The sequence below is a fragment of the Segatella copri genome (assembly GCF_002224675.1).
GTDB lineage: Bacteria > Bacteroidota > Bacteroidia > Bacteroidales > Bacteroidaceae > Prevotella > Prevotella copri_U.
Map to the genome: position 1 here is coordinate 404,241 of NZ_NMPZ01000001.1, position 12,609 is coordinate 416,849.

At 48.0% G+C, this 12,609-nt stretch carries 11 protein-coding genes; 6 read left to right on the forward strand and 5 right to left on the reverse strand.

Annotated elements, in window-relative coordinates; genetic code table 11:
- Positions 1 to 42: 42 nt before the first annotated feature.
- The 3 genes from CFT61_RS01855 to radA all read right to left on the reverse strand — a co-directional run bounded on the left by CFT61_RS01855 (position 43) and on the right by radA (position 3,461).
- Positions 43 to 1,155, reverse strand: coding sequence for a TlpA family protein disulfide reductase (locus tag CFT61_RS01855; RefSeq protein WP_089542757.1), 1,113 nt, complete (start codon positions 1,153 to 1,155; stop codon positions 43 to 45).
- Between the two features lie 70 nt (positions 1,156 to 1,225).
- Positions 1,226 to 1,879, reverse strand: coding sequence for a 7-cyano-7-deazaguanine synthase QueC (gene queC / locus CFT61_RS01860; protein ID WP_089542758.1), 654 nt, complete (start codon positions 1,877 to 1,879; stop codon positions 1,226 to 1,228).
- A gap of 97 nt (positions 1,880 to 1,976) precedes the next feature.
- On the reverse strand, positions 1,977 to 3,461 hold the full coding sequence (radA, locus tag CFT61_RS01865) for a DNA repair protein RadA (protein WP_089542759.1): 1,485 nt from the start codon (positions 3,459 to 3,461) through the stop codon (positions 1,977 to 1,979).
- 334 nt (positions 3,462 to 3,795) lie between these two features.
- Here radA and CFT61_RS01870 point away from each other — a divergent pair, with 334 nt between their 5' ends.
- The 5 genes from CFT61_RS01870 to CFT61_RS01890 all read left to right on the forward strand — a co-directional run bounded on the left by CFT61_RS01870 (position 3,796) and on the right by CFT61_RS01890 (position 9,736).
- Positions 3,796 to 5,043, forward strand: a complete 1,248-nt coding sequence (locus tag CFT61_RS01870) for a phosphoglycerate kinase (RefSeq protein WP_089542760.1) — start codon at positions 3,796 to 3,798, stop codon at positions 5,041 to 5,043.
- 150 nt (positions 5,044 to 5,193) lie between these two features.
- Positions 5,194 to 6,888, forward strand: coding sequence for a putative transporter (locus tag CFT61_RS01875; RefSeq protein ID WP_089542761.1), 1,695 nt, complete (start codon positions 5,194 to 5,196; stop codon positions 6,886 to 6,888).
- Positions 6,889 to 7,081: 193 nt separating this feature from the next.
- On the forward strand, positions 7,082 to 8,104 hold the full coding sequence (locus tag CFT61_RS01880; protein WP_176425466.1) for an OadG family protein: 1,023 nt from the start codon (positions 7,082 to 7,084) through the stop codon (positions 8,102 to 8,104).
- A gap of 8 nt (positions 8,105 to 8,112) precedes the next feature.
- Positions 8,113 to 8,580, forward strand: a complete 468-nt coding sequence (locus tag CFT61_RS01885) for a biotin/lipoyl-containing protein (protein ID WP_089542763.1) — start codon at positions 8,113 to 8,115, stop codon at positions 8,578 to 8,580.
- Positions 8,581 to 8,587: 7 nt separating this feature from the next.
- Entirely contained in the window at positions 8,588 to 9,736 is a 1,149-nt protein-coding gene (locus tag CFT61_RS01890; RefSeq protein ID WP_089542764.1) for a sodium ion-translocating decarboxylase subunit beta, read from the forward strand.
- A gap of 220 nt (positions 9,737 to 9,956) precedes the next feature.
- Here the strand turns inward: CFT61_RS01890 and CFT61_RS01895 are convergent, their stop codons facing one another.
- Together CFT61_RS01895 and rfbC are read right to left on the reverse strand one after the other, a co-directional pair.
- Entirely contained in the window at positions 9,957 to 10,763 is an 807-nt protein-coding gene (locus CFT61_RS01895; RefSeq protein WP_089542765.1) for a DUF4738 domain-containing protein, read from the reverse strand.
- Positions 10,764 to 10,777: 14 nt separating this feature from the next.
- Entirely contained in the window at positions 10,778 to 11,332 is a 555-nt protein-coding gene (gene rfbC, locus CFT61_RS01900) for a dTDP-4-dehydrorhamnose 3,5-epimerase (RefSeq protein ID WP_089542766.1), read from the reverse strand.
- Positions 11,333 to 11,506: 174 nt separating this feature from the next.
- On the opposite strand from rfbC, the gene CFT61_RS01905 reads away from it, so the two are divergent.
- Positions 11,507 to 12,607 carry an SPOR domain-containing protein gene (locus CFT61_RS01905; RefSeq protein WP_176425467.1) on the forward strand — a complete coding sequence of 367 codons (1,101 nt, stop codon included), beginning with the start codon at positions 11,507 to 11,509 and terminating at the stop codon, positions 12,605 to 12,607.
- Positions 12,608 to 12,609 lie beyond the last annotated feature (2 nt).

A 12,609-nucleotide genomic window follows, 5' to 3' on the forward strand; every position in this document is an offset into this window, starting at 1 on the left:
CTACTATGCTTTTGCTCTTTCAGGGCGCTTTGCCAATTGGACTTACTTACCAAGCACTTCATCGAGTAAGGTGTAGAATGCAGGATCCTCACCCACAATGGTCTTCACAATCTTGCCGTCAGGACCGATGACAATCTTAGTTGGGAAGCCCTGAACAGCATACTTGTCGAGTACATCGCTACCCTTTGGATTATAGACGTGAATCCATGGCAACTGATGCTTCTCAACGGCAGCCTTCCACTTAGCCTCGGTATCGTTGCAGTCAACACCCAGGATCTCGAACTTACCCTTATACTTCTCGTAGTACTCCTTCATCTTAGGCATACCCTTGATACACCAGATACACCAGGAACCCCAGAAGTCGATGACTACATACTTGCCACGAAGGCTGGAAAGAGAGAATGGTTTGCCGTTGATATCATTCAAGGTAAAATCAGGAGCCTCTACACCGGAAGCCTGAACCACTTTAGCCTTCTCCTCCATCTCTGCGCGCTTCTTGGCACGTTCGAAAATTGGCTCATAGTATGCCTTCATTCTACCGTTCTTGACGTTATCTGCCATCAGACTGATCAAAGTCTCCTTATCCTTGACATCGTCCAGCTCGTCGATGAGAAGAGCGATACATTCCTGATCAGAATGCTGCTTGGCATAAGCAAGAAGGTCGGCAGCATACTTCTTCTGCAAAGGTTCCATACGCTCATCTACTACTTTTTCGATAGAATCGCGGTTGCTGTCATTCACATTGTCAGAATACCATTTCCAGAGCGCCTTGATATCCTTGTAAGCCTGACCCTTATACTCATCCATCAAATCCTGTTCCTGATAGAATTTACCTCCCTTGATATCGACACCCCCAGTGAAGTTACCCTTCATCTCAATAGTCTCACTCGGAATGGCAAAGACAGGGATGGCACTAAATGCTCCACTCTTGATGACCTTCTGGTCACAGAGATAAACCCATTGAGGCTTATCAAAGTTCTTGGAGAACTCAAACTTCTTTTTCTTAACCTCGATGTTTTCCGTCTTTCTTCCAATCATAGCTACCAGAGAATCCGGCAACCCCTCTACGTTACCCTTGATCTGAAAGGTTCCGCTCTGAGCCATCGCTGCTGCAGATGCCAGCATCATAGCAGCTGTAAAAATCATTTTCTTCATTTTGAATTATGTTTTATCTTTTATATTTCCACATTAACTTTTATTCATACCTTATTATATAAGGCATTCTTTATTCCTCATACTCCGTGGTATCCTCGATACCCGCCTCAGCCAGTGCCTCCTTGCGTTCCACGCAGGTACCGCATTTTCCGCAGTGCTTCTCACCACCCTTGTAGCAGCTCCAGGTCTCGGCATAGTCAATGCCCAGTTTCTTGCCGATAGCTGCAATCTCACCCTTGGTGATGTTGGTATAAGGAGCCACCACGCGAACATCTACGAAGGTGCCAGCCTCGGCAGCCTCATCGATTGCCTTGATAAATTCAGGGCGACAATCCGGATAGATAGTGTGGTCGCCGCCGTGATTGGCGATGAGCACCTTCTTCAGATTGTTGCTCTCAGCGATACCGATGGCGATACTCAGCATGATACCATTACGGAAAGGCACCACGGTAGATTTCATATTGTCATCGGCATAATGTCCCTCAGGGATGGCATCGGCACCTTCCAGGAGAGAGCTCTTGAAATACTGATGCATGAATCCCAGATCAATGGTGATATGCTTGATGCCCAGTCGCTCGCAGTGCATCTTGGCGAAAGGAATCTCACGCTCGTTGTGATTGCTTCCATAGTTGAAACTGATACCCAGGGCTATCTCGTCCTTCTTGTCATAGAGCAGGGTAATACTGTCCATACCGCCGCTCACAATAATTACTGAATCCTTCATTTATTTTGAACTTTTTATTTTAAAGTCAGATTATACAATATTTATAAAGTCAGATATACACTAAAATCTGCGTAATCAGAGAAATCTGCGTGAGATTTTACCCGAACAAGCAGCGAAACGCCTCTTCCACCTTCCTTACGGGATGAATCTCTATCTGATACTTCTTATGGTCGAAACCATGATAATTATACTTCGGAATGATGATATGCTGGAATCCGAGCTTCTCTGCCTCAGCGATGCGCTGCTCGATACGGCTCACCGGACGAACCTCGCCACTGAGTCCTACCTCGCCACACATACACCAGCCCTGGTCTATCGCTGTATCTACATTGCTGCTCAATACCGCAGCCAGCACACTCAGGTCCATCGCAGGGTCCGTCACTCGCAAGCCTCCCGCAATGTTCAGGAACACATCCTTCGCCATCAACTTGAAGCCCACTCGCTTCTCCATCACTGCAAGGAGCATATTCAGTCTTCGCTGATCGAAACCCGTTGCCGAGCGCTGGGGAGTTCCGTATGCCGCCGTGCTCACCAGAGCCTGCGTCTCCACCAGGAACGGGCGCACACCCTCAATGGCAGCACTGATGGCAACACCCGACAGTCCGTCGTGATCTTCCGTAAGGAGCAGTTCCGACGGATTGCTCACCTGTCTCAATCCTCCCTGCAGCATCTCGTAGATGCCGAGTTCCGAAGTGCTTCCGAATCGGTTCTTGATGCTTCGCAGGATGCGGTACATATAATGTTGATCACCCTCAAACTGGATGACGGTATCCACAATATGCTCCAGGATCTTCGGACCAGCCAGGGTTCCCTCCTTATTAATATGTCCGATCAGGATAACAGGGATACCGCTGGTCTTGGCAAATCTCAGGAGCGATGCTGCGCATTCACGCACCTGGGATACTGAACCAGGAGAACTATCCACACTCTCTGTAGCAATTGTTTGGATAGAATCGATAACTATCAGTTCTGGAGCCACTTGCTGAATATGGGAAAAGATTTTCTCTAACTGTGTTTCACAGAGAATCGTAATATGACCGAAGGCATTCTCCGGTGGAATTCCATCTGCCGAAACAGCATCTCCAGTTGAACCATTCTTCAGCATAGCCTGTCCCTTCGCCAGTCTGTCAGCTCTCAGCTTAATCTGATGGGCACTCTCCTCACCGCTCACATACAGCACCCTTCTATGTTTCATATTCAGGATGGTCTGCAGCGTAAGGGTACTCTTTCCGATGCCCGGTTCACCGCCCAGCAGGGTGATGCTTCCCGGCACCATACCGCCACCCAGTACGCGGTTCAGCTCCTCGTCCATCATATCGATACGCGGCTCATCCACAGCCGAAATATCCTTCAGATTCATCGGCTTGGCATCTGCGTCGGAGTGTTGTCCACCAAACATGGTAGCAGCCCCGCCATGCCTCATGGTCATGCCAGCGCTTTTAGCCGCCTGCGATCCCGAATCAGCCGCAATGCGTATCTCCTTAAAAGTATTCCATTGTCCGCAGCTAGGGCATTTACCCATCCACTTGGCACTTTCCTGCCCGCAGTTGCTGCAAACATATGCTATCTTATCTTTTGCCATAACGATTGAATTTGTCGGCAAAGGTACAGTTTTTTTTCTTTAAACACTAAAAAAGTAACCATTTTTACATTTTATAACCATCGTTTTGCAAAGTAGATATGGCAAAAAAGCTTATCTACCACAAAAAATCTTTAAATCGTAGCAGAAAGATTTGGTAGTACCGATTATTTTTGTTACTTTTGCCTACGGAAAGAGTTTGTTACGACCCGACACCACTCCTATTTTTATATAGTATGCACATAGGAGCCTGATAAGCTCACTAGTCGTAGGGCAAAGGTCGTTTCAGCAGTAAACAGGGTTAATAACATAATACTAATATAAAAATTTAGGTAAAATGAAAATTGAGAATTTTAACTTTGCTGGTCACAAGGCAATCGTACGCGTTGATTTCAACGTGCCATTGGATGAGAATGGTAATGTAACAGACGACACTCGTATCCGCGGTGCCCTCCCTACTTTGAAGAAGGTACTCGCAGACGGTGGTGCGCTCATCATGATGAGCCACATGGGTAAGCCAAAGGGCAAGGTTAAGCCAGAGCTTTCACTCTCTCAGATTGTTAAGAACGTATCAGACGCTCTCGGTGTAGAGGTTAAGTTTGCTAAGGACTGCGGTAACGCTGATGCTGAGGCTGCTGCCTTGAAGCCAGGTGAGGCTCTCTTGCTCGAGAACCTTCGTTTCTATCCTGAAGAGGAAGGCAAGCCAGTAGGTGTAGAGAAGGGTACTCCTGAGTTCGACGCTGCTAAGGCTGAGATGAAGGAGCGTCAGAAGAAGTTCGCTGCTAAGTTGGCTTCTTACGCTGACGTATATGTAATGGACGCATTCGGTACAGCTCACCGCAAGCACGCTTCTACAGCTGTCATCGCAGATTCTTTCGACAAGGATCACAAGATGCTCGGTTTCCTGATGGAGAAAGAGGTAAAGGCTGTTGACGCAGTTCTCGGCAACATCAAGCGCCCATTCACAGCTATCATGGGTGGTTCTAAGGTTTCTACCAAGATCGGTATCATCGAGAACTTGTTGACTAAGGTTGACAACCTGATTCTCTGCGGTGGTATGACTTATACATTCTCTAAGGCTCTCGGTGGCAAGATCGGTATGTCTATCTGCGAGGATGACAAGCTCGATGTAGCTCTCGACGTAATCAAGAAGGCTAAGGAGAACGGTGTAAACCTCGTACTCGGCACAGACTCTATCTGCGGTGACGACTTCAAGAACGACTGCAATACCCAGGTTTGCCCATCTAACAACATCCCTGACGGCTGGGAGGGTATGGACGCAGGTCCTGAGACTCGCAAGGCTTTCGCTGCAGCTATCAAGGGTGCTAAGACAATCCTCTGGAATGGTCCTGCAGGTGTATTCGAGTTCGACAACTTCGCTGGTGGTTCTAAGGCTATCGCTGACGCAATCGCTGAGGCTACCAAGGAAGGTGCATTCTCACTCATCGGTGGTGGCGACTCTGTAGCTTGTATCAACAAGTTCGGTTTGGCAGATCAGGTATCTTATATCTCTACAGGTGGTGGTGCTCTCCTCGAGGCTATCGAGGGTAAGGTATTGCCAGGTGTAGCAGCTATTGAGAAGTAATCAATAGGTTTCTATATAAATTGAGTTCGGGGGCATCCCATCCGTGGATGTCCTCGAATTTTTCAATATAAGATACCCTGCCTTAATAATCACGATACAGTATTCCCTTTATTCAATATATTATTAAAACCGAAAATTTAAAAGAAATTAATGGATTGGATTATTAATCTTTTCACCAACACAGAGTCGGTGGCTCACATCGCCCTACTCTACGCAATCGTGATTGCGGTTGGTGTGTATCTGGGAAAGATCAAGATCGGTGGCATCTCGCTGGGTGTTACCTTCGTGCTCTTCGCAGGTATCCTGGCCGGCCACGTGGGCTTCACGGGCCCTAAGGAAATCCTTACCTTCGTGCAAGACTTCGGATTGATACTCTTTGTCTTCATGATTGGTATGCAGGTGGGTCCTGGCTTCTTCGAGAGTTTCAAGAAAGGTGGTGTGACGCTGAACTTGCTTTCTGCCACAGCTATCCTGCTCAACATCCTCGTGATGTTCGGATGCTATTACCTCTTCTTCGACACCAGCAACCCACAGAACCTGCCTATGATGGTGGGTACCCTCTATGGTGCGGTTACCAACACCCCAGGTCTTGGTGCTGCCAACGAGGCATTGCTCAGTGTTTTCCCTAACGGTGCTCCTAGCATCGCCAACGGTTATGCCTGTGCCTATCCTCTGGGTGTGGTTGGAATCATCGGTGCTACCATCCTCATCAAGTACATCACCCGCGTAGATATGGCTGCAGAAGAAGAGCAGCTCAACGAGGAGGAGGCTGCCAACCCTCATGCAAAACCTCACAATATGCACCTGCGCGTGGAGAATGCCTACATCGCAGGTAGAACGCTGAGAGAGGTTTCAGAGTTCCTGAATCGAGACATCGTCTGCTCAAGACTCCTCCACAACGGAGAAGTGAGCATCCCTAACAGCAAGACAACATTTGAGGTAGGCGACGAGCTGCTCGTGGTTTGTGCTGAGGCTGATGCAGAGGCCATCAAGGCTTTCATCGGTCCTGAGATTGATGCAGAGTGGGACCGCGAGAAGGATGAGGTTCAGCATTTCGTATCCAGAAGAATCATTGTTACCCGTCCTGAGATGAACGGCAAGACCCTTGGTAAGATGCACTTCTCCAGTGTATATGGTGTGAACGTGACCCGTATTTCCCGTCAGGGTATGGATCTCTTCGCAGGCCGTAACCACCACTTCCATGTGGGCGACCGCGTGATGGTAGTAGGTCCTGAGGAGAATGTAAACCGTGTGGCTGAAATCATGGGTAACTCTGTAAAGCGCCTCGATGCGCCTAACATCGCTACCATCTTCATCGGTATCATGGTAGGTATCATCTTCGGTTCTCTCCCATTCGCTATCCCTGGCATGCCAGTGCCATTGAAGCTGGGTATCGCAGGTGGTCCGCTCATCATCGCCATCCTCATCGGCCGTTTCGGTTATCGCATGAAACTGGTTACCTATACCACTACCTCAGCCAACATGATGCTGCGAGAGATAGGACTGGTACTCTTCCTGGCGAGTGTGGGAATCAAGGCTGGTGCCGGATTCTGGGACACAGTGGTTCAGGGCGACGGATTGAAGTATGTGGGATGCGGTTTCCTCATCACCATCATTCCTATCCTCATCGTGGGTACCATCGCCAGATTGAAGTTCAAATTCAATTACTTCACCATCATGGGTATGCTTGCCGGTACTTATACCGACCCTCCTGCACTGGCTTACGCCAACGCATCCTGCTCTAAGGAGGCTCCAGCCGTAGGTTACTCTACCGTATATCCATTGAGTATGTTCCTCCGTATCTTTACAGCCCAGATCGTGGTGCTGTTCTTCTGCGGAGCATAAACGCTTACAAAAGTTAACAAAACAACTAGTAATAGTTATAAATTATAAAAGAGGTGCACAAAGATAAAAATTTGTGCACCTTTTTTGTTGCCTTTTCACAAATTATTCGTAACTTTGACGCATTAAAACAACAGACAAGAAAACCTAATGTGATTTTCTTAAAAATGAAAACTTCTAAAACGTTGATATGCGTATGAAGAAATTGGGATTTTTGATAACCATGCTAGTCATCGCATCCTTGCCCGCCTGGAGCCAGGGAGCCAAGAGCATCCGTATTACGGAGGTGATGACCCACAACCGTACCAACCTCGTAGATGAGTACGGTCAGCACAAACCATGGGTGGAATTGAGCAATTCCTCCTTTACCACGTATAACGTACGTGGTATGTTCCTAACCACCGACCGACGGGTTCTCAACAAGAATCTTTCGCCCGAAGCACGCCGACAACTGATGTGCCCCTTGCCGAACAACGAGCCCCGAACCACACTGGGCGGCAAGAAAAGCATCGTCATCTTCGACAGCAGTTCCTGGTACAAGGACGGCTGGAACGGGCAGTTCTGGAAGGCAAAGGATTCTTCCAACACAGGTCCTTTCCACCTCAATCTGATTCTACAGGAAAAGAAGCCCAACTGGATAGCCCTCTATGACGGAAATGCCGTGGACTTGATAGACTCCGTAAGCGTGCCTGTATTGGCAGCCGATGAAAGCTATGAATTGAGCCAGGATTTCAAGATATGGGAGAAAGCCATAGCTGGAGCCATCACCCCGGGCTATCTGCCACAACACGTAGGTCTGAGCAAGGCACAGCTTCTGAAGAAGCAGGATCCATACGGCATCGGCATCTCCGTGCTTTCAATGGGCATCGTATTCTCATGTCTCGCCCTCCTCTTCGTCGTATTCTGGGCATTCGGAGCCTACATGAAACACAAGCAGCGCATCGCCCGTGCCACCGAGAAGCATGCCACCTTATTATATAAGACCGGCAAGAAGACCATTGAGGTAACGCAAGACCTGAGTCATAAGACCAACATAATCTTGAAAGATGGTCTGAAGACCAAGGGTATCGACAAGGAAATCTACATGGCGGTCATCTCGCTCGCCCTCAAGGAATACCTGGAGGATGTGCATGATGTAGAATCCGGCATCATTACCATCAAGCCTAAACAGACAAGATGGAATGCTCCGAAATTCAATAATATCAATAATTCTAAATAACAGAAACTATGGCTAAGTATCAATATACAGTGAAAGGAGTCGATTACGAAGTCGAAATCCAGGATATAGAAGGCAACATCGCCAATGTAACCGTGAATGGCATCCCATTTGAAGTGGAAATGAAGCAGCCTGTGAAGGCTGGCAAGCAGAAAGTGAAGTTGGGAGGAGAACAAACTGTAAAAAGCGAGAATAACAACAGTTCTTCCACTTCTGCAGCAAATGCTACAGCTGCGCCAACCGCCAAACCGGCTGCAGCAGCTGCCGGCAAACCAGTGGTAGCCCCTCTGCCTGGCACCATCAACGAAATCAAGGTGAAGGTGGGCGACAAGGTGAATGCAGGCGATACCGTCGTGATCCTCGAAGCCATGAAGATGCAGAACAACATCGAGGCAGAGACTTCCGGAACCATCACCGGCATCAACGTCAATAAAGGCGATGCCGTGATGGAAGGAGACACGTTAGTAACCATTAAATAGATAGTTTATGGATTTCATCATACAAAACTTCAATGAGTTCCTGACCTATACGGGCTTTGCAAATGCCACGGCAGGAAACCTCGCCATGATCGTGATAGGAGTTATCTGCATCTGGCTTGCCATCAAGAAGGATTTCGAACCACTTCTCCTGGTGCCCATCGGACTGGGCATCATCCTGGGCAACATCCCCTTCCGTGCTGATGCCGGACTCGAAATCGGCCTGTACGAAGATAACTCGGTGTTGAATATCTTCTATCAGGGCGTAAAACAGGGCTGGTATCCCCCACTCGTATTCCTGGGCATCGGAGCGATGACCGATTTTTCGGCATTAATATCCAATCCGAAGCTGATATTAATCGGTGCAGCTGCCCAGTTTGGCATCTTCGGTGCCTACATGATAGCACTGGCTCTGGGGTTCGAACCGAACCAGGCAGCCGGTATTGCCATCATAGGTGGTGCCGACGGACCTACCGCCATCTTCCTGAGCAGTAAGTTAAGTCCTAACCTGATGGGAGCCATCGCCGTTTGCGCCTACTCCTATATGGCATTGGTGCCAGTAATCCAGCCCCCATTGATGCGTCTGCTCACCACCAAGGAAGAGCGCGTCATCAAGATGAAGCCAGCACGTCAGGTATCACAGACAGAGAAGATTCTCTTCCCTATCGTCGGTTTGCTGCTCACCACCTTCATCGTGCCATCAGGTCTGCCATTGCTCGGTATGCTTTTCTTCGGAAATCTCCTGAAGGAAAGTGGAAAGACGACTAGACTTGCCAAGACAGCAGGCAGCAGTCTGAATGACATCGTGGTAATGCTGCTCGGCTTGACTGTAGGCTGTTCTACCCAGGCATCTGAGTTCCTCACCCTGAACACCATCAAGATCTTCGCCCTCGGTGCCCTGGCATTCATCATCGCTTCAGCCAGCGGTATCCTTTTTGTGAAACTGATGAACCTCTTCCTGCCAAAGGGCAAGAAGCTGAACCCACTGATCGGAAATGCCGGTGTGAGTGCCGTGCCTATGAGTGCCCGCATCAGCAACAACCTCGGTTTGGAGTACGACCGTCACAACTTCCTGCTCATGCACGCCATGGGGCCGAATGTTGCAGGTGTTATCGGTTCCGCCGTAGCCGCCGGCGCCCTGCTGGGATTCTTTAATTAAAATAGAGTTTTAAACGTGGCTTAAGGACGCCCTGAAAGGGCAAAAGCCCCTAGCCCAGGGCAACACCCTGGGTTAGCTATCCAACAAAGAAAACGCCCTGAAAGGGCAAAAGCTTCCAACATCCAAAGCTTTTGCCCTTTCAGGGCGAACTTTTATATTCATCCGAATACCCAGGGCGTTGCCCTGGGCTAGGAGCTTCTGCCCTTTCAGGGCGTGCATCCTAGCTCTTCTTGATCGTCATTTTGCCTTCGAGCGAGATGATGATTTCCACCTGATAACTCATACTGCTGTCCGGCATAGCCAAAACCACTCTATAATGAAGTCCATCAGTATCCACCTTTTTCAGTACGATATCACTCAAAATCGCCTGCTTGAGGAACTCATGAGGAACCTGTCCATCGAAATCCTCCTTGCGGAAGTCACGGCCGAAAATCCTGCTAGCACCCCGGTAGATGTTCACGTTCACGATGTTGTCGTAATAGACATTATCCACTTCTACGCCATCATCATTGTATGAACTCTTGAATACCTTATAGGTAGTAGGGTTCACCTGCACATAGAGATGCAACTTCTCATCGCCTGCATACACCACAGAATCTCTCTTGATGAGCGTATTCTGATTGAGAACCACCGGCTGCTGATGCAGGAACTGCTGCAGGTAAGAAGTATCGTCTGTCTTGACGAGTTTCATGATATCGCCATTCAGCACCTTAAACTGAAAGATATGGGCAGCCTGCTTGATAATCGGATATTTAGTCGTATTGGCACCCTTCATCACCAGCGTATCGCCAGCTATATAGAAATATACCGGTTGGCTGGTAGAATCAGGATAGTAGATGGTGTCACCCTTCACGCGAAAGACAACATTATCTTCATCATCGCCATCCAACCAGATGCCCTGGAGCATTTTCTTGGCAGCAGTATCCTCCTTTACTCCGGCAGAATCCTTACCCGCAGACTTCTGTCCGCAGCTGGCCATCGCCGCCAGGAGGCTTGCACACAACAATATGTTAATAACTTGTTTCATCTTTTCACGATATCTTACTCAAAATACTCAGCCTCCTCAAAAGACAGCGCCTTATTGAGGTCTTTTTCTGAGAGCAATACATTTTCGCCCTCAATAGGCCACTTGATACCAATGGTTTCATCATTCCAGCGGATACTTGCCTCAGCTTGAGGAGCATAAGAGTTATCTACTTTATAGGTAAAGATTGCCTCGTCGCTGAGCACGAGGAAACCATGCGCAAAGCCACGAGGAATGAAGAACTGCAACTTGTTCTCCCCGCTCAGTTCCACCATTACATACTTGCCGAAGGTCTTGCTGTCTTTACGCAAATCTACCGCAACATCCAGGACCTTACCCTTGATGACACGCACCAGTTTAGCCTGCGAACTTTCGCCCTTCTGATAATGAAGGCCTCGAAGCACGCCTCTACTCGACATAGACTCATTGTCTTGCACAAACTCAACATGATAACCAATGTGGGCATCGAACTCAGCCTGTTTCCAAGCCTCGAAAAAGTAGCCTCTAGCATCATCAAACACTTTTGGCTGTATGACCCACACTCCTTCTATTTCGGTCTCTGTATATTCCATTGCTATACTTGTTCTATTTTTTAGTGGCAAAGGTAATACTTTTTGGCGATATGACAAAACAAATTAAACTTTTTATCACTCCTTACGAAAATTTCCCTTAAAATAGTTGTCCAATTCCCAAAAAAGCCGTACCTTTGCAAAAGATATTCAGAAAAAGAAGATAAACATTTAGACGTGATAGAAATTAACCGACATATAGAAATTCTGCTCTTGAGCAACGATTGTGTAATCGTACCAGGTTTTGGTGGATTCATGGCTCATCATGTAGATGCACGTTACGATGGCAGAGACAATATGTTTTTGCCACCGCTGAGAACTGTAGGATTCAATCCGCAGCTCACGATGAACGATTCCCTCCTCGCACTCTCGTACGTGGAGACTTACGATATCAGCTACCCTGAGGCATTGCGCCGTATTGAGGATGAGGTGGTTGAAATCAGACAATCATTGGAAAACGAAGGTAAATTCGAAATAGAAAATATCGGTATGCTCTTCCTCAACGAAGATGGCAACATCAGTTTCGAGCCATGCGAGGCAGGCATTCTTACTCCAGACTTCTATGGTTTGGGCGGTTTCGACATGCTTCCTATCGCACAGATTGACAACGGTGAACAGCAGAACGAGAATCAAAACGTGGCAATGACAGTAAATCTTGCCAAGGATGAACAGCCAGTTAAAAAAGAGGCAGAAGCACCTGCTACTCCTGCCAACAATTCGGTATTCATCGCTGAAGAAGAGGAAGAAGAGGAAAAGGCTGAATTCATCAGCATCAAGAAGAGCTGGCTACGCAACATGGCAGCAGCCTGCATCGCCCTCATCGCCTTCTTCACCATCTCTACTCCGCTCGGAAGTCCTACTATCGAGAAGAGTCAGATTGACACGGGGATGCTTACCCGCATCATGCCTAAAGAGATGACTCCGGTAAAGAGCAATGAACTGCTGCTCCCTACTGACGAACCAAAGCTGATGGAGACCACTTCTACCGACAAGGCAGAAAAAGCTCCGGCAATGGCACAGGATAGAGAGATTGCTACTCCAACAGCATCTTATTACAGCATCGTATTGGCAAGCCGCGTGACCAAACGCAATGCAGCCAGTTATGTGGAACACTTGCAGGACAAGGGCTTTAAGGAAGCAAGAGTGCTGATTACCGACAACAATGTAAAGGTGATTTATGGCAACTACCGCTCTGAGAGCGAGGCATATAACACCCTCAACCGACTCCATACCAACGAGGCTTTCACTGATGGCTGGATTACAAAGGTAAAGGAATAGTT